This is a genomic window from Stenotrophomonas sp. 71799_Sma (genome assembly GCF_056482505.1).
On sequence record NZ_CM151202.1, the window covers coordinates 3313356 to 3331079 of the forward strand.

Below are 17724 nucleotides of genomic sequence, written 5' to 3' on the forward strand. Positions count from 1 at the left end.
GCCCCCGTTCCGCCCGCAGCACGCCGTTCCCATGCAGCCACGCAACAACGACATCCTCACCCCCAGCCAGCTCAACACCCTGGCCCGCGACCTGCTGGAAGGCAGCTTCCCGGCGATCTGGGTCGAGGCCGAACTGGGCAGCGTGGCGCGCCCTGCCTCCGGGCACCTGTATTTCACCCTGAAGGACGCACGTGCGCAGCTGCGCGCGGCGATGTTCCGGATGAAGGCGCAGTACCTGAAGTTCGTGCCGCGCGAAGGCATGCGCGTGCTGGTGCGCGGCAAGGTGACGCTGTACGACGCCCGTGGCGAGTACCAGATGGTGCTGGACCACATGGAAGAAGCCGGCGAAGGCGCACTGCGCCGCGCCTTCGAGGAGTTGAAGGCACGCCTGGAGGCCGAGGGCCTGTTCGACCCCGCACGCAAGCGGCCGCTGCCGGCGCACGTGCAGCGCCTGGCAGTGATCACCTCGCCCACCGGTGCCGCCGTACGCGACGTGCTGAGCGTGCTCGGCCGCCGCTTCCCGCTGCTGGAAGTGGACCTGCTGCCGACCCTGGTCCAGGGCAGCAGTGCCGCCGCGCAGATCACCCGCCTGCTGCAGGCCGCCGACGCCAGTGGCCGCTACGACGTGATCCTGCTGACCCGCGGCGGCGGCTCGCTGGAAGACCTGTGGGCCTTCAACGATGAAGCCCTGGCCCGAGCGATCGCCGCCAGCCGCACCCCGGTGGTGTCGGCGGTGGGCCACGAAACCGACTTCAGCCTCAGCGATTTTGCCGCCGACCTGCGCGCACCGACGCCGTCGGTGGCGGCCGAACTGCTGGTACCCGACCAGCGCGAACTGGCCCTGCGCCTGCGCCGCACGGCGGCGCGCATGGTGCAGCTGCAACGGCATGCGATGCAGCAGGCGATGCAACGCGCCGATCGCGCCCTGCTGCGCCTGAACGCACAGAGCCCGCAGGCGCGGCTGGACCTGCTGCGCCGCCGCCAGCTCGATCTGGGTCGGCGCCTGCATGCCGCCTTCAACCAGCAACAGGAACGCCGTGCCGCGCGCCTGCGCCATGCGGCGGCAGTGCTGCGCGGGCATCATCCGCAGCGCCAGCTCGACGCGATGCAGCGCCGCCTGGCTGCCCTGCGCGGGCGCCCACAGATTGCGATGCAGCGTCTGCTGGAACGCGATGCACTGCGCCTGCGCGGGCTGGCGCGTTCGCTGGAAGCCGTCAGCCCGCTGGCGACCGTGGCGCGTGGCTACAGCATCCTGACCCGCAGTGACGATGGTGCCCTGGTGCGGCACGTCGACCAGGTGCAGCCGGGTGACGCCCTGCAGGCCCGCGTTGGCGACGGCGTGATCGAGGTGCAGGTCAAGTAAAGGGGTGTTCGGCAGGGCTGCGCCCTGCACCTGTAGAAGCGTTCAAGCAACAGCAACAGCCGAAGCAACAGCCAAAGCTGGTATTCCGTGGGATGGCGGGGCGGTGTGGCTGTGCAGGACACGCCGTAAACCCATCCATGGGGGCTCGATGGCGCCATCCATGGCGCCAACGGACCTGCACAACCACACCGCCCCGCCTCTGACAGATTCCGGAGGCTGTTGGTAGTTGTCGACCTTGGTCGACACGGTAGATCCACGCATGCGTGGATGAATCTCCATCGGAATCGAATATTTCGATATCGGAACGATTTGAGCCGAGCATGGCTCGGCTCTACAGAAGAGCGAACAGATTGCGAGAATCTGTCGAAGGCGGGGTGGGTCCGGTTGCGGGGGCGTGAGCCGCATGGATGCGGCGACCGAGCTTACATGGACGTACTTGCAGCGGCCCCCGCAACCGGACCCACCCCGCCATCCCACGGAATGCACGCTGTTGCTGTTGCTTCGGCAGGTGCAGGGCGCAGCCCTGCCGAACAACCCTCTACTTTGCCTGCTCGCAGAACTTCTGCCGGTACTCGAGCGCCTTCGGCATCAACGCCTGCAGGTTCTGGATGCGGGTACCCGGGTTGGGATGGGTCGAGGAGAATTCCGGTGGTGACTGGCCACCGCTGGCCTGGCCCATGCGCTGCCACAGCGGCACCGCCTCGCGTGGATCGAAGCACGCCGCTGCGGCCAGCATCAGCCCCACTTCATCGGCCTGCGTCTCGTGGCTGCGCGCATACGGCAGCAGATACCCATAACCCATCGCCGACATCATCATCTGTTGCTGCTGCGCATCCATGCCGCTGGCGGCGCCGGCCACCTGCCCGATCTGGGTCAGCTTCTGCTGGGCCATCCGCTGTGCACCGTGGCGCAGCAGCGCATGGGCAATCTCATGGCCCATCACCACCGCCATCGCATCACGGGTGCGCGCCACCGGCACCAGCCCGGTGTAGACCGCCATCTTGCCGCCCGGCAGGCAGAACGCATTGGCCTGCTCGGATGGGATCACATTCACTTCCCACTGGAAATCCCGCGCGAAATGCGCCGGCTGCACGCCGTGCTCCTGGGCCAGCGCGGTCTCCACCACATCGACCTTGGCAATCAGCCGCTGGGCGATGTCACGCACATCGCGCGCGATCGGCGCATTGGGATCCATCGGCCGTTCCTGCGACAGGATCTGCTGGTAGGCCTGCAGCCCCAAAGCGGTCTCCTGCCGCGCATCCAGGCTGCTGTCGATCATCACCTTCTCGCCGGTATACGGATCCACCGTGCGGTTGGAAAACCAGTAGAAGACCGCATAGCCAGCGGCCAGCAATAGCACCCACCAGCGGATGTTGCCGAACAGGCCGCGCCGTTGTGGGCCTTGCGGCGAGCGGGAGAAGGGATCATTGCGCATCGGGTCGGCTTCCAGCGGGCCCCGCCGGCCGGCGGGCACGGCGCAATCTTAGTGCGCCGATGCCAGCAACGGGTGAAGCCGGCCGCCGATCAGATGCCGCGTACCAGGCGGAAGCCGATGCGCGCGTTGGTGGTATCCGAGTCCTGGGATTGCCGCCAGGCGGCACGGGTCTGCTCCGGCGCATTGGCCCAGTTGCCGCCCCGGATCACCCGTGCGCGGCAGCCCGGGTTGAACCAGGCGGCGCCATCGGAGGGCGCGCGCCGGTAGCTGGCATGCCAGCAATCGGCCACCCATTCGCTGAGATTGCCGCCCATGTCGTGCAGGCCGAAGGCATTGGCCTGGAAACTCCCTACCGGTGCCGGCCCCCACCAGCCATCGCCATAGCCGATGAAGGCGTTGTGCCAATGCCGCCCGGACGGCGACACGTCCTTGCTGCCGGTGAAATTGCCGCTGCCCGGCGGCGGCGTGCCGGCATCGCCCCAGGGGTAGCGACCACTGCTGCCACCGCGCAGCGCGTACTCGAACTCTGCTTCACTGGGCAACCGGTAGCTGCGCCCGGTCTGCTCGGACAACCATGCCGCATAGTTTTCGGCATCGCGGATGCTGACGTGCATCACCGGCGAATTGGCCATCGCGCGGCCACCGTCGTAATCCGAGCGCCAGTCCACGCCGCTGCGGCGGATGAAGTTGCCGCTGCGTTCGTCATAGACCACCGAATGGCCGCGCCGCGTCGCCCGTGGGCGCGCATTGGTCGCCTTCACGTAGCGCTGGAAATCGCTGACCGTGACCTCGGTGATCGCCATCGCAAAGCCTCGATCAAAGCGCACATAGTGCGATGGTCGCTCGGCATCGCTCGAGCCCGGCTCGGCATCGCCGGCGCCCATCTGGAAACCGCCATGCGGCACCACCACCATCTGCGGCCCGCGTCCGCCATCGCGCATGGCGTCGCTGAACACCTGGCCCGGGCGGAAGCTGCCGTAGTGGGTGGCCAGGTCGATACGCTCACGCAGCTGGGCCACCACCGCGTCTCCCGGCAGGGCGATGCGCAGGGCCTCGGCCAGTTTCTCGCGCGCCGGCTTCAGGCCCTGCGGCGTGGACAGGTCGCGCAGGCCGTCATCGCGCAGCTGCAGCAATGCCGCCGCACGGATCTGCTCGATGCGCTCGAACGCGTCGGCGATGGTGGGCGACGAGTCGCGCACCTTGCTCGCTTCGGCCAGCCAGGTGCCGGCGCTGGCGAAATCACGCGTGCGTGCCGCGTCTTCGGCGCGGCGGATCAGTCCACTTTCGGCCGCGGCCAGTCCCTGCCGTGCGCGGCTGTTGTCCTCATCCAGTGCCAGTGCCTCACGGAAGTTGCCGATGGCCCCGTCCCCGTCCTCGCCGATCCGGTCCGAGCGCAGGTCCTCTTCGCCGGCGCGGTTGTAAGCCACCACACGCTGGGCAAGCTCCACCCGTCCCTGCAGCGCACGCACCTTCTCGTCCTTCGGCGCCAGCGTCAGCAGCACCAGCGCCTGGCGGCTGGCCTCGGCCAGCGCCTCGCGCTGCTTCAGCGGCCGCACCAGCAACGCATCCGCCTGCTGCTGCAGGCGCTGGCGGGCGCGCTGCAGGCCTTGGCGGGCCTGGCGGTCATCCGGATCCTCTTCCTGTACCGCCAGCCACAGCGGGATGGCGGCATCGGCATCCTCATAGAGCCGTCCTTCGGCGAACGCCTGCTCGGCGGCGCGGCGCAACTGGGCCAGGCTGCGGCCCTGGCGGTCCACCCGCGGCGGCGTCCACTGCTGTACATCCTCGGCGGCATCCTCACCGGCGATGGTCACGCTGCCCTGCCCGGCCTGCGGGCGCTCGTCGCTGTCTGCGTCCGCGGACGGGCGCGCCTGTTCCCCGGCACTCCGGTCCGTTGCCGTGGGGGGCGACGGCGTGCAGCCGGCCAGGGCCAAGGCCAGGGCGGTGCACAGCACGGGCGACAACGAAAAACGCAAGCAGAGCCTCCTTCGGCACGGACGCGCACCGACGTTAGGCTATTCTCCCCTGCCTGAGCAAACCCGAGTAGTAGGCCCTGACCCGTGGCAACCTGGATCACCACCCCCGCCGAGCTGGATGCGTACTTCCAGCAGCGCCCGACCCGCATCGGCCTGGATACCGAATTCATCCGTGAGCGCACCTTCTGGCCGCAGCTGGCCCTGGTGCAGATGGCGGTCGGGCAGGACATCCTGCTGATCGACCCGCTGATTCCCGGCATGACCGAGGCGCTGGCGCCGTGGCTGGCCGATGAATCCATCACCAAGGTGATGCACAGCGCCAGCGAAGACCTGGTCGCCTTCAAGTGGGCGTGCGGCGTGCTGCCGCGACCACTGTTCGACACCCAGATCGGTGCTGCGCTGGCCGGCATCGGTGGCGGCATGGGTTACCAGAAGCTGGTGGCGGAAATCACCGGCGTCGCCCTGGCCAAGGGCGAAACCCGTTCGGACTGGATGCGCCGCCCGCTTTCGGAGTCGCAGCTGCAGTATGCCGCCGACGATGTCGAGCACCTGTTCGCACTGCATGACGCCATTGATGCCAAGCTGCAGGCACTCGGCCGCCAGCAGTGGCTGCACGACGATGGCGAGCGCCTGCTGGCCAGCGTCGCCAATGACGAAGACCGCTGGCCGCATCTGGCGATGCGCTCGGCGCAGTTCCTCGACGCGGCCGCACAGCACCGCCTGCTGCGCCTGCTGCGCTGGCGTGATGTGCAGGCACGCAACAGCGACCGCCCGCGAAGCTGGATCCTGGACAACGAACTGGCCGCCACCCTGGCGCGCACGCCACCGGCCGACGAGGCTGCGCTGGGCAAGCTGTTCGAGCAGTTCCCGAAGGCACCGCGCAAGCTGGCCGGCGCGGTCTGGCAGGCGCTGTCCACACCGCTGGCCGATGAGGCCGGGGCACCGCTGGCGCTACCCGCCAACGACAGCAACAAGCAGGCGGTGAAGAAGCTTCAAGACGCGGTGGCCGAGCGCAGCCGCGAGCTGGGCCTGCCGGATGGCGTGCTGGCCTCCCGCAAGCATCTGGAAAGCTATCTGGAACGCCGCCAATGGCCGGCAGCACTGGCCGGCTGGCGCCAGCAGGAACTGGAATCGCGACTGCAGGCACTGTTGCCGGCACGTTGATGGCACAAGGCGCCGGACCACGCCGGCGCCGTGCACCTCAGGCCTGCAGGGGCCGTGCTAGGGTTTGCCGGTACTGACAAGGAGACGTCGATGCAGACCCGCAAGATCGCGACCGCCTGCGCACTGCTGCTAACCCCGTTGGTCCTGGCATGCGCTGGGCAGGCCGCACCGCTTTCCTATGCACAGGAAAAGGAGAACACAGCCAAGCTGGTGGACATCATTGACGGTGCCACCCGCGATGGTCTGGTTGCCGTGCTGGTGCCGGCCCCGTATGTCGTGCACAACGGCGGGCCAGGCGTCGGCTCTCCGGTCCCCGGCTTTCATCTGGGCAACCGCTCGACCGACCTGCCCGGGTTCTCGACGCGGGTGTCCTTCCAGCACAAGGACATTCCCTCCCAGGGCTATGTGCAGCTGTTCAACACCAACGAACTGGAAACCGGCCCGCAGCGGACGGTGTTGATGGACGTGTTCGAGGTGCATCTGATTCCGCCGGGCACCTATCTGCTGAACGGTGCGGAGAACTACCGCCTGAACACCCGCGTGGCCAAGCTGAAGCCGCTGGGGACCATGGACGAAGTATCGAAGGACATCGGCGCCACCCGCCTTGCCGACGTCGACTACCGTTTCTATTCCTGGAAGAAGGTCTGGGTACCACCGGGCGTCCTGACCGATCAGCACTCCCAGCAGGTCTGCATCTCGGTGCACGTGGCTTCCGGCAACTGCGTGGCATGGGGCACCCAGAACTATGAAACCTCGCGCCCGACCGAAGGCTACTGGGATGACAGGATCGTCCCTGAAGACATCCCTGCCGTACGCATCCAGGCGGTCATCGCCAAGGCCCACGCGCCACTGGCCTTCACTGCCCACGAAGGGCAGATCCTGCTCAGCCCCTTCATTGTTGCCGCCGACGGCGATATCGATTTCAACGCGAACGACTGCGCACCGGTCGACAAGCTGACGGGCTGCGCCCTGCGCCGCTTCAGGGTGCACTACCAACCCGCGCCGTTGGACGCTGCACGCAAGCACATCGCAATCACCTCGCGCGGCCTCAACGGCAAGCAGCGCAAGGTACTGGAGCGGATGGAGGCGATGCAGCTGCAGGTGCTGGGCCCCAGTGCGCCGTCCGATGCAGCGCTGGGCAAGGGCGTCAGCGCCACGCCTTGAGCACGGATGATGCCTGACCAGCAACGAAAAACGGCGCTCGATGAGCGCCGTTTCCGTTACACGACGGGGTGGGCTTACCAGTTCATGTTCAGCGAGACACCGACGGTACGCGGCTCGTTGTAGACCGCGGCCATGTAGTTCTCGATCACACCCTTGAGGTTCTTCTCGTTGGTGATGTTGCGCGCGAACAGCGCCACTTCGTAGGCACCGTAGTTACCCGAGTAGCCGATCTTCAGGCCACCCTCGAAGTCACCCTTGGAGTTGAACTCCTTGCTGTCGTACAGCACGAAGCTGGTGTAACCCTGCTTGTTCCAGTCGGTGGAGACGAACATGGTGCCGGCGTCGCTCACCGGGAAGTCGTAGCGGGCCGCCAGGTTGACGTTGTACTTCGGCGCGTTCGGCAGCGGGTTGCCGTCGATCTGCGCGAAGGTGTTGGCACCGACCTTGATGGTCGGGTCGCCGACGGTGCAGACCACCTGGCCATTGAGGCCGCAGACCTGCGCGTACACGCGCTTGTCCTTGATCTCGCTGTGCAGCAGGCTCAGGCCGGCGCTCAGGGTCAGGTTCGGGATCGGACGCAGCTCCATGTCCGCTTCGAAACCGTAGGCCTTGGCCTTGTCGGCGTTGAACAGCACGCCGTTGCCGTCCGAATCGTTGCCGTTGAGCTGGATGTCGTTGACGGTGTAGGTGAACGCGGTGGCGTTCAGGCGCAGGCGGTTGTCCCACAGGCTGCTCTTCACGCCCGCTTCCCAGGACAGGATGGTCTCGGAATCAGCGGTGGTGAAGTCGGCATTGAACACCGCCGAACGGCCCTGGATGGTCGGGCCGCGGAAGCCGCGTGCGACCTTGGCGTAGACGCTCACGTCCGGCGTGATCTGATACATCGCGCTCAGATCCCAGCTCGGGGTGGTGTCGGACATCTTGACGTCGGTGCGGCCCTTGTAGGTGACCACGCCAGCGGCAGTGTCAGCCGTCTTCAGCAGGCGGGTGTGCTTCTCGTCCTTGGTCTGGCGCAGGCCGGCAGTGACGGTGAACTTGTCGGTGAAGGCGTAGCTGATCTGGCCGAACCCGGCCCACGAGGTGTTCTTGTTGCGCAGGCGCACCCAGTTGTTCGGGTTGCGGGCCGCGCCCTGCAGGAACCATGCACGCTGGTAGAAGTCGGTGGTGTCGCTGCCGTTGAAGTAGAACGCACCGGCCTGCCACTGCAGGGCGCTGTCGTCATGGCTGGCCAGGCGGAATTCCTGGGTCCACTGGTCCAGGTCACGGATGCGGCCCATCGACTGGCCGTAGCCGTTCGGCACGCCGTTGACCGGGAAGTTCACCGCGGCACCGCCGTCGGTGTCGCCACGGCTGTAACCGGAGGTGGTTTCGTAGGCGGTGATCGAAGTGAAGTCGATCGCGCCGAAGTCATAACGCGCCTTCACCGAACCGCCATAGGTCTTGTACGCCTGCGGGTTGTTGCCGGCTTCGTCGTAGGCGACCTTGTCGCGCGGCACGTCGGTCTTGTTCGAGCCCTTGGTCAGCGCACCGCGCAGGAACAGGGTTGAGGTGCCTTCGTAATCACGGGCGTGGGCCGAGGCCAGGATCGAGAACTGGTCGCTCGGGGTCAGCAGCAGCTGGGCGCGCACGTTGCGGTCATCGAAGCCGCCCATGGCGTTCTTCTTCGGGCTGACCGTGCCGTCGGCGCTCGGGCCCTTGTAGGTGTTGTCGACGTAATCGTCGCGGTGCTGGTACAGGGCCGACACACGGAACGAGGCGATGTCGTTGATCGGGCCACCGAAGCCGCCGTCGATCGACACGCTGTTGTAGGACGCGTAGCTGGCGCTGACACGGCCGGTGTAGTCCTGGGTCGGCTTCAGGGTGTCGAACTTGATGATGCCGGCGGTGGTGTTGCGGCCGAACAGCGAGCCCTGCGGGCCGCGCAGCACTTCCACCTGGTCCACGTCATAGACCGGGTTGGACTTCAGCACCACGTGTTCCAGCACCACGTCGTCCTGGATGATCGACACCGGCTGCGAGGCACCGAGGTAGAAGTCGATGTTGCCCAGGCCACGGATGTAGAAGCGCGGGAAGATGCGGCCGGTGGTGGTTTCCGCATACAGGCTCGGCACGCGGCCGGACAGCGCCAGCAGGGTGTCGTCGCCGCCGGCGGTGAAGTCGCGCATGCGCTCGCCCTGCACCACGCCCACCGAGACCGGCACTTCCTGCAGGTTCTGCTCACGGTGTTCGGCGGTCACGGTGATCGTGTCCAGGCCGGTCGGGGTCGGCGCGCTGTCCTGTGCGGCGGCGCCGAAGCTGCCGACCAGGGCCAGGCCGGCACAGGCCAGGGCCAGCGGATGGCGGCGGAAGGAAACAAAGGAAGACGACATACCCGACAGGCGGCGGGAATCGGAATGGGAGGGCATGAAATGCTCTGAGGAGGCGTCCGTGCGGCCTGCGCGAGCCGGGCGGCAAAAAGGAGGATAACTGCGCAAGCCGCCATTATCCCCCAAATTGTTACGATTTCGTTGCGCAGCACCCAAACCCGGCGAAACAAGCGGTTTCGGCACAGTCACCGGGCATTCCGCACGCCCCGAAGGCTTGACTCAGGGCAGCGGGGTCAACGCCACATCGACCATCGCCAGCAGCCGCTCGCGGCTGATGCCGTCACGGGCCTGCACCGAAATGCCGTGCAGCACCGTGGCGAAGTGATCGCCCAGTGCCTGCACCGCCACATCGCCGGCCAGCTGCCCTTCGGCCTGCGCCTGCTGCAGCCGCGCAATGATCGCCGCCGTACGCTGGCGACGATGGCTGGCCAGCCAGTCCCGTACGCCCTCGCCATCGGGCGACACGCTGCTGGCCGAGGACACCACCAGGCAACCGTGTGGCCGCCCGCGCCGGGTGTAGGTCAACACGGCGTCACGCAGCATGGACCCGATCGCCTCGCGCAGCGTGGCCTGCTCCAGCGCGCGCGGCGCGAAGCCGCCCTCGCCTTCCTCATACAGCGCAACGGCTTCGCGGAACAACTGCTCCTTGCTGCCGAACGCGGCATAGATGCGTGCAGAGGCGATGCCCAGTGCCTCGACCAGTGCCGACATCGACGTGCCCTCATAACCGTGCTGCCAGAACAGCAGCATCGCCTTGCGCAACGCCTGGTCCCTGTCGAATTCGCGCGGTCGCCCTGCCATCTGCCTGCCTGCTCCAGTGAGGCGCGCAGTGTAACGCGGGTGTTGACCACCGCGAGGGTCGCGCCTATTCTTTGTTGATCAACAAACAATTGGAGCAACACATGCAGACCCTCAAGGGCCCCAGCCTGCACCTGGCGCAGTTCGCCGGCGACCAGGCCCCGTTCAACAGCCTCGCCGGCATTGCCGCGTGGGCCGCCGGCCACGGCTTCAAGGCGCTGCAGATTCCCGCGTGGGATGCACGCCTGTTCGACCTGGCCACGGCTGCCGACAGCCAGGACTACTGCGACGACCTCCGCGGCACCCTGGCCGAGCACGGCCTGCAGGTCAGCGAACTGACCACCCACATCCTCGGCCAGCTGGTGGCCGTGCATCCGGCCTACGACGAGCTCTGCGATGGCTTCGCCCCCGAAGCACTGCGCGGCAACCCGAAGGCCCGCAGCGAATGGGCGCAGCAGCAGCTGCACCTGGCCGCCCGTGCCTCGCGACGGCTGGGCCTGCAGGACATGGGCACCTTCTCCGGCTCGTTCGCCTGGCCGTATCTGTTCCCGTTCCCGCAGCGCCCGCCGGGCCTGATCGACGCGGCGTTCGACGAACTGGCACGACGCTGGCGGCCGATCCTCGATGCCTGCGAGGACAACGGCGTCAACCTCTGCTACGAGATCCATCCCAGCGAAGACCTGCATGACGGCACCAGCTTCGAGCGCTTCTTCGAACGCGTCGACCAGCACCAGCGCTGCCGCATCCTGTTCGATCCCAGCCACTTCGTGCTGCAGCAGCTGGACTACCTGGAGTACCTGGACATCTACCACCCGCTGATCCGCATGTTCCACGTCAAGGATGCGGAGTTCCGCCCGAGCGGCCGCCAGGGCATCTATGGCGGGTATGCCGACTGGACCGAGCGCGCCGGCCGCTTCCGCTCGCTGGGCGACGGCCAGGTCGACTTCAAGTCGATCTTCTCCAAGCTGGCCCAGTACGACTACGCGGGCTGGGCGACGCTGGAATGGGAGTGCTGCCTGAAGGACCAGGAAGCCGGCGCGCGCGAAGGTGCCGCGTTCATCCGCGACCACATCATTCCGGTCACCGACAAGATCTTCGACGACTTCGCCGGTGCACCGATCAGCACCGCACAGATGCAGCAGATGCTCGGCATCGCCTGAACCCCAACGGAGCACTTCCCAATGACCACTTCCCTTTCCGCTGGCGCTGCCGGCGAGGCTTCGCTGCGCCACCACTACCTGCGCGTCGATGGCCAGCGCGTGCATTGCGTGTCCGCTGGCCACGGTGAACCGGTGCTGCTGATTCCCGGCTGGCCGCAGACCTGGTACGCCTGGCGCCACGTGCTGCACGCCCTGGCCGAAGCCGGCTTCGAAGCGATTGCCGTGGATCCGCCGGGCATCGGCGAATCCGATCGCCCGACCCACGGCTACGACACCGGCAGCGCCGCCGCCGTACTGCACCGGACCATGCAGGCGCTGGGCCATGACCGTTACCAGGTAGTCGGCCATGACATCGGCATGTGGATCGCCTATGCACTGGCCAGCGACCAGCCGCAGGCGGTGCGCCAGCTGGCCGTCACCGAAGCGGTGATTCCCGGCCTGCCCCCGGAACCGGGCATCTTTGCTGCACCGGCCGACAACATCTTCCTCTGGCACTTCATGTTCAACCAGGTGGCCGACCTGCCCGAGGCGCTCATCACCGGTCGCGAGCGCGCCTACCTGGAATTCATGTTCGACCGCTGGTCGTACCGCCGTGATGCGGTGGCCGCCGATACCTACATTGCCGCCTACAGCCGCCCCGGCGCCCTGAGGGCGGGCTTCGCCTGGTACCGCGCGATTCCGGAAACGATCCGCCAGAACAAGCTGCGTGCGCAGCACCGTTTGCCGATGCCGGTGCTGGCGATCGGCGCCGAACACGCCACCGGCGATGCGCCGATGCTGACCCTGCAACCGCATGCCGATGATGTGCGCGGCAGCATCGTGCCGGGCTGCGGCCACTTCATCATGGAAGAAGCGCCGCAGGCGTTCCTTGCACAGCTGCTGCCGTTCCTGCAGGAGGCACGCCATGCTGCTTGAACCGGCGCTGCAGCAGTTCGTCGACGCCGTCGCCGCCCATGCGCTGCCGGAAGACCTGCGCGAACTGCGGGCGATCAGCGAGAGCGCGTTGCCACAGTTGCAGGGAGCACCACAGCCGGTTGCGCATGTGATCGAACACACGGTAATCGCGCGCGACGGGCATGCGCTGGAGCTGCGTTTCTACACGCCGGAAGGGCTTCCCGATGGACCGGTACCGGCTCTGCTGTTCGCCCACGGCGGCGGTTGGTTCCAATGCTCGCTGGCGGTCTATGACGGCCCCTGCCGCGCGCTGGCCAATGCCAGCGGTTGCGTGATTGTCGCCGTGGGTTACCGGCTGGCGCCGGAGCACCCGTTCCCGGTTCCACTGCATGACGTCGCCGACGCCTGGCGGTGGTTGCAGGACAACGCCGAGCGCCTCGGCCTGGACCCACGGCGGCTGGCAATCGGTGGCGACAGCGCCGGCGGCAACCTCGCCGCCGCCTGCTGCCTGCTGCTGCGCGAACGGGGCCTGCCGCAACCGTGCCACCAACTGCTGCTGTACCCGGCGCTGGATGCCGGCATGGGCAGCGGTTCCTACCGCGACTACGCCACGGGCTATTACCTCAGCGCCGAACTGATGCAGCGCTGCTGGCAGGCCTATCTGAGTGGGATGGATCTGGATCCACCGCCGGCACTGGCCTCGCCCGCCCACGCAACCGACCTGCAGGGGCTGGCGCCTGCCTCCGTACTCAGCTGCGAGCACGATCCGCTGCGCGACGAGGCCGAGCAGTACGCGCACCGCCTGCAGGCTGCGGGTGTCGACTGCATGCTGGAGCGGCTGCCGGGGATGATCCACGCCTGCATCCACCTGCAGGGCGTGGCCGCTTCCACCGGCATGGCGATACAGCGCGCGGGCGATCTGCTGCGCCAGGCGCTGGCCTGAACCGGCTGGGGGACGGCGGCAGATCCACGCCTGCCGCCGTTCCGGTCCGGCGCTTGGCAAGCCCGGCAGGCGGCGCTACACTGAAAGCCTGCCGTGGGGCCATAGCTCAGCTGGGAGAGCGCGTCGTTCGCAATGACGAGGTCAGGAGTTCGATCCTCCTTGGCTCCACCACTATTCAGAAGAACCCGTAGATCTCCGTGATCTGCGGGTTTTTTCTTTTCAGCCCCCCCGGCTCAGGCCGGCTCCTCGCCGCCGTCCTTGCGCTGCGGGCTGCGCGAGTGCGTATCGCGCACCTGTTGATCGCGCTGCCCCGGCCGCTGCTTGGCCACGTCGTCCTGCTTCCTGTCCTGGCGGCTTTCCTGGATGCCCTGCTTCGGGTCCTGATCCTTGCCTCGCTCGTTCATTGAAATCTCCCTCGCCGGCGGAACGCCAACGTTGCCCATCACGCTAGAGGTTGCCGGGTAAGCCACAGGTCAGTCCTGTGCCAACGTCATGTGCAGGCACTGGCTTGCCGCTGCGGCCCCCGTGCAGCCAGAATCCGACGCACCACGCCCACCGGTATGCCATGCCCTCTTCTGTCCAGCACGCAGCACACGCCGTGCCGATGCGCCTCGATGCGACCGACGGCAGCATCCAGCTCGGCAATCTGCCGGCCTTGATCTGCCCCACGCTCTCACTGGATGAAGCGCGCATCGCCTTTACCGCCTTGGTAAGTGGGGAGCGTGATGTCGGCACCGGCTATCACTGGCTCAGCCTGCACCGGCTCAGCCTGGGCGGTGCGCCCGCTGGCATCAGCCTGTGCTTCCACGGGCAACAGCTCGACATGGTGACGATGGGCGTCGATCTACCCGGTGCAACACTGGAAGACGGCTGGCCAACCCAGGCAGCGATCGATGCCGAAGTCGCGTTCATGCGCCGCACCTTGGCCACGGCATTGGGGCGAAAACTGGCCGGCGGCTGCGCCCGGTTCAACTGGGGCGAAGCCTGGGCCCGTTTCGATCCGAAAGGCTTCATGGCCAGCAGCGGCATTCGCTACTCACCACGCACGTGACCGCGCTCAGGTACGGGTGATCGACACCCCACCCTCCACGCGCATCGCGGTACCCGTAACGAAACTGCTCTCATCGCTGGCCAGGAACAGCGCCGCATTGGCGATCTCCTCCGGCTCGGCGAGGCGCTTGAGTGCGTGCAACGAGCGCACGAAGTCGCGGGCATCGCCGGTCGGTGCGGCCTGCCGGCCCATCTCCGTATCGGTGCCACCGGGCAGCAGTACGTTGCTGCGCACGCCGCGCGCACCGTATTCGGCAGCGATCACCTGGCTCAGGCCGATCAGCCCGGCCTTGCTTGACGCATAGGCCGCCATGCCCGGGAATCCCACGGTGTGGCCGACGAAGGTACCGACGAACACCAGCGAGCCGCCGCCGCGCGCCAGCAGTGCCGGCAGCTGCGCGCGTGCCGCATGGAAGGCGGCGTCGAGATTGGTGGCCATCACCTCGCGCCAGGCATCCACCGGAAACTCCGCCGCCGGCACGCCCGGGCCGAGCATGCCGGCATTGTTGAGCGCGATGTCCAGGCCGCCGAATGACTGCTGGGCCAGATCGACCAGCGCCTGCGCCGTGCCCGGGTTGGCCACGTCGGCGGCATGCACCACGGCTTCGCCACCGGCAGCGCGAATCTGCTCGGCCAGCGCCTGCAGCGGCTCCGGCCGCCGTGCGTTGAGCACCAGCTTTGCTCCTTCGGCGGCGAAGCGCAGCGCGCTGGCGCGGCCGATACCGGCGCTGGCACCGGTGATGAGAGCGATCTTGTTGTTCAGGCGCATGGTCGTGGTACCGGTTGTGAAGTGGCCGCCACGATGCCGTGCGTTCGGCCCGCCAACACTCCGTTTCCGGGCCTCACAGGTGAGTGCAGGAAACGGAGTTTCCGCAGCACCGGCACGTGCCAGAATCCGGCCATGGACAGTACCGCCACCACCGCCCTCGATGACCGCATCGAACGGGTCTGCCGCCACCTGCAGGCCAGCCTCGACGAACCCTCGCTGCAGGAACTGGCCGATATCGCTGGCTGCAGCCCGACGCGCCTGCATCGCCTGTTCAAGCAGTCCACCGGGCTGACCCCCAAGCAGTACGCCGCCGCGCTGCGCGCCGACCGCCTGCGCACCGGGCTGGAACAACAGGAACGCATCACCGACGCCTTCCACGATGCTGGCTTCGGTTCCAGTGGACGCTTCTACGAGAACGCACCGAAGTTGCTGGGCATGACGCCCAAGCAATGGCGCGCAGGGGGGCGCGGCGAAGTCATCCACTTCGCGCTTGCCGAAAGCTCACTGGGCAGCGTGCTGGTGGCCAGCAGCGGGACCGGCGTGGTCGCGATCCTGCTCGGCGACGATCCGGAGACACTGCTGCAGTCGTTGCAGCAACGCTTCCGCCAAGCCGAACTGGTCGGCGCCGACCAGGGCTACGAGCAACTGGTGGCACAGGTCGTAGGCCTGGTCGAGGATCCTTCGCGAGGCGCCACGTTGCCGCTGGATATCCGTGGCACCGCGTTCCAGCAACGGGTGTGGCAGGCACTGCAGCAGATTCCGCGCGGGCAGACTGCCTCGTATGCGGATATCGCCGCGCGTATCGGCGCGCCGCGCTCAAGCCGCGCCGTCGCACGCGCATGCGCAAGCAATCCGTTGGCGGTGGCCGTGCCCTGCCACCGCGTGGTGCGCCGCGATGGCGACCTGTCCGGCTATGCCTGGGGCGTAGCGCGCAAGCGCGAACTGCTGCGCCGGGAAAAGACCTCGACTGCCTGAGGTGGGTGCCGACCTTGGTCGACACACTCAGCTTCCCGTAGGCGCCGACCTTGGTCGGCACACCGCCAAGGCCTCAATCCAGCTTCACCACCAGCTTGCCGAAGTTGCGCCCCTGCAACAGCCCGAAGAACGCCTCCGGCGCATTCTCCAACCCTTCCACCACATCCTCGCGGTACTGGATGCGGCCGTCGCGCAGCCACTGCGGCATCTCGCGTTCGAACTCCGGCCACAGGTGGTTGAAGTCGTGCACGATGAAACCGCGCACGGTCAGGCGCTGGCGCAGGATCTGGCTGAACAGTGCGGGCAACCGGTCCGGGCCGGGCTGCTCGACGCCCCGCTCGTTGTAGGTGGCGATGGTGCCGCACACCGGAATGCGGGCGAAGTCGTTGAGCAGCGGCAGCACTGCATCCAGCACGTGTCCGCCCACGTTCTCGAAATACACGTCGATACCCCTGGGCACTGCCGCGCGCAGCGTCGCGGCGAAATCAGCGGCGCGATGATCCAGCGCCACGTCCACGCCCAGCGTCTGCAGATAGGCACGCTTGGCTTCGCCGCCGGCGATGGCGACCACGCGCGCGCCCTGCAGCTTGGCCAGCTGGGCCACGGTCGCGCCCACCGGCCCGGTCGCGGCAGCCACCACCAGCGTCTCGCCCGGCTTCAAACGGGCGATTTCATGCAGGCTGGAATAGGCGGTGAAGCCGGGCATGCCATACACGCCCAGCGCGGTACTCAGCGGCAGTCCGGCCGGGTCCAGGCGGCGCCCCAGTGCCTTGGCCGGCAGCACCGCGTGGGTCTGCCAGCCCCCCGGCGCCAGCACCAGCTCACCTGCGGCTACGCCCTCGGCGTTGGACTGCAGCACCTCGGCCACGGTCTGCCCTTCCATCACCGCGCCCACCGCCACCGGCGCGGCATACGAGGGGCCCTCGTCCATGCGTCCACGCATGTACGGGTCCAGCGACAGGTAGCGGTTGCGCAGCAGCACCTCGCCATCGGCCAATGACGGCAACGCAACCTGTTCCAGGCGGAAGTTGGCTGCACTTGGCGCCCCCTGCGGACGCGACGCAAGCACGATGCGGGAGGTGGTCGAGGGATCGGACATGGCCAGGTCTCTGCTGTTGCCAGCATCAGGAAGGGAGTGCCGACACTACGCCGCAGCCATCCCCGATGGCGGCCACGAAAACAGCGTTCCATCGCCCGGACCGGCGCAGGTCCGGCGCAGCCCTTGCCCTTGCAGCTTTGGCGATCGCGGCGATCTGCTGATTTCCACCGCAGACGATGATCGACTGGCCACGCCCCGCCCCAGAACGGAGGATCAAGCACTTGCGAGCGCGCAGACGGCAATGTGAAGAAATCTTGGCAAAACGCTTGCCGAAGGCAGCCGACCTCCGTAATATACGCGTCCTTGGCAGCGACCTCGCTGCAATGAAACATGTGGCCGAGTAGCTCAGTTGGTAGAGCAGGGGATTGAAAATCCCCGTGTCGGCGGTTCGATTCCGTCTTCGGCCACCACTTTCGAAGGCCTGCAGAGATGCGGGTCTTTTTTTTCCGGAAACCGGGTTTGATCACGGTTGCCACACAATTTGGCCGAGTAGCTCAGTTGGTAGAGCAGGGGATTGAAAATCCCCGTGTCGGCGGTTCGATTCCGTCTTCGGCCACCATCTTCAGAG

At 67.2% G+C, this 17724-nt stretch carries 15 protein-coding genes and 3 tRNA genes; 11 read left to right on the forward strand and 7 right to left on the reverse strand.

Features of this window, described 5'->3' with window-relative positions:
• The first annotated feature begins 31 nt into the window (after positions 1–31).
• Positions 32–1363 (forward strand): exodeoxyribonuclease VII large subunit, encoded by a 1332-nt coding sequence (gene xseA, locus ACZK4Z_RS15450; protein ID WP_049463075.1) that lies wholly within the window; start codon positions 32–34, stop codon positions 1361–1363.
• A 538-nt stretch (positions 1364–1901) separates the two neighbouring features.
• Here the strand turns inward: xseA and ACZK4Z_RS15455 are convergent.
• A complete protein-coding gene (locus tag ACZK4Z_RS15455; protein WP_049401698.1) occupies positions 1902–2798 on the reverse strand; it encodes a M48 family metallopeptidase in 897 nt (298 codons plus the stop codon).
• An 89-nt stretch (positions 2799–2887) separates the two neighbouring features.
• A complete protein-coding gene (locus ACZK4Z_RS15460) occupies positions 2888–4774 on the reverse strand; it encodes a formylglycine-generating enzyme family protein (protein WP_049423890.1) in 1887 nt (628 codons plus the stop codon).
• An 84-nt stretch (positions 4775–4858) separates the two neighbouring features.
• Between ACZK4Z_RS15460 and rnd the strand changes: the two genes are divergently transcribed.
• Positions 4859–5938 carry a ribonuclease D gene (gene rnd, locus ACZK4Z_RS15465; RefSeq protein WP_032130292.1) on the forward strand — a complete coding sequence of 360 codons (1080 nt, stop codon included), beginning with the start codon at positions 4859–4861 and terminating at the stop codon, positions 5936–5938.
• 90 nt (positions 5939–6028) lie between these two features.
• Positions 6029–7102 carry a hypothetical protein gene (locus ACZK4Z_RS15470; RefSeq protein ID WP_478450896.1) on the forward strand — a complete coding sequence of 358 codons (1074 nt, stop codon included), beginning with the start codon at positions 6029–6031 and terminating at the stop codon, positions 7100–7102.
• Between the two features lie 74 nt (positions 7103–7176).
• Here ACZK4Z_RS15470 and ACZK4Z_RS15475 read toward each other — a convergent pair whose 3' ends face one another.
• Together ACZK4Z_RS15475 and ACZK4Z_RS15480 are read right to left on the reverse strand one after the other, a co-directional pair.
• Entirely contained in the window at positions 7177–9507 is a 2331-nt protein-coding gene (locus tag ACZK4Z_RS15475; RefSeq protein WP_032130294.1) for a TonB-dependent receptor, read from the reverse strand.
• A 180-nt stretch (positions 9508–9687) separates the two neighbouring features.
• Positions 9688–10269, reverse strand: a complete 582-nt coding sequence (locus tag ACZK4Z_RS15480; RefSeq protein WP_049461862.1) for a TetR/AcrR family transcriptional regulator — start codon at positions 10267–10269, stop codon at positions 9688–9690.
• Positions 10270–10370: 101 nt separating this feature from the next.
• On the opposite strand from ACZK4Z_RS15480, the gene ACZK4Z_RS15485 reads away from it, so the two are divergent.
• The 4 genes from ACZK4Z_RS15485 to ACZK4Z_RS15500 all read left to right on the forward strand — a co-directional run bounded on the left by ACZK4Z_RS15485 (position 10371) and on the right by ACZK4Z_RS15500 (position 13434).
• Entirely contained in the window at positions 10371–11426 is a 1056-nt protein-coding gene (locus ACZK4Z_RS15485; protein ID WP_478450898.1) for a sugar phosphate isomerase/epimerase family protein, read from the forward strand.
• 21 nt (positions 11427–11447) lie between these two features.
• Positions 11448–12341: an alpha/beta fold hydrolase gene (locus ACZK4Z_RS15490; protein WP_478450899.1), complete on the forward strand. Its 894-nt coding sequence runs from the start codon at positions 11448–11450 to the stop codon at positions 12339–12341.
• On the forward strand, positions 12331–13263 hold the full coding sequence (locus ACZK4Z_RS15495) for an alpha/beta hydrolase (RefSeq protein WP_478444875.1): 933 nt from the start codon (positions 12331–12333) through the stop codon (positions 13261–13263). Before ACZK4Z_RS15490 ends, ACZK4Z_RS15495 begins: the two co-directional genes overlap by 11 nt.
• A gap of 95 nt (positions 13264–13358) precedes the next feature.
• Positions 13359–13434: transfer RNA gene (locus tag ACZK4Z_RS15500), tRNA-Ala, on the forward strand.
• Positions 13435–13496: 62 nt separating this feature from the next.
• Here ACZK4Z_RS15500 and ACZK4Z_RS15505 read toward each other — a convergent pair.
• Complete coding sequence (locus ACZK4Z_RS15505) at positions 13497–13667, reverse strand: hypothetical protein (protein ID WP_165929940.1); 171 nt, start codon at positions 13665–13667, stop codon at positions 13497–13499.
• A 161-nt stretch (positions 13668–13828) separates the two neighbouring features.
• Between ACZK4Z_RS15505 and ACZK4Z_RS15510 the strand changes: the two genes are divergently transcribed.
• Positions 13829–14314: a hypothetical protein gene (locus ACZK4Z_RS15510; protein ID WP_197585214.1), complete on the forward strand. Its 486-nt coding sequence runs from the start codon at positions 13829–13831 to the stop codon at positions 14312–14314.
• Between the two features lie 6 nt (positions 14315–14320).
• Here the strand turns inward: ACZK4Z_RS15510 and ACZK4Z_RS15515 are convergent, their stop codons facing one another.
• Positions 14321–15082: an SDR family oxidoreductase gene (locus ACZK4Z_RS15515; RefSeq protein WP_032130300.1), complete on the reverse strand. Its 762-nt coding sequence runs from the start codon at positions 15080–15082 to the stop codon at positions 14321–14323.
• Positions 15083–15214: 132 nt separating this feature from the next.
• Here ACZK4Z_RS15515 and ACZK4Z_RS15520 point away from each other — a divergent pair, with 132 nt between their 5' ends.
• Positions 15215–16057 carry a bifunctional transcriptional activator/DNA repair enzyme AdaA gene (locus ACZK4Z_RS15520; protein WP_478450900.1) on the forward strand — a complete coding sequence of 281 codons (843 nt, stop codon included), beginning with the start codon at positions 15215–15217 and terminating at the stop codon, positions 16055–16057.
• Positions 16058–16130: 73 nt separating this feature from the next.
• Here ACZK4Z_RS15520 and ACZK4Z_RS15525 read toward each other — a convergent pair whose 3' ends face one another.
• Positions 16131–17156 (reverse strand): NADP-dependent oxidoreductase, encoded by a 1026-nt coding sequence (locus ACZK4Z_RS15525; protein ID WP_197615933.1) that lies wholly within the window; start codon positions 17154–17156, stop codon positions 16131–16133.
• A 334-nt stretch (positions 17157–17490) separates the two neighbouring features.
• Here ACZK4Z_RS15525 and ACZK4Z_RS15530 point away from each other — a divergent pair.
• Positions 17491–17566: transfer RNA gene (locus ACZK4Z_RS15530), tRNA-Phe, on the forward strand.
• A gap of 73 nt (positions 17567–17639) precedes the next feature.
• Positions 17640–17715: transfer RNA gene (locus tag ACZK4Z_RS15535), tRNA-Phe, on the forward strand.
• Positions 17716–17724: the final 9 nt, after the last annotated feature.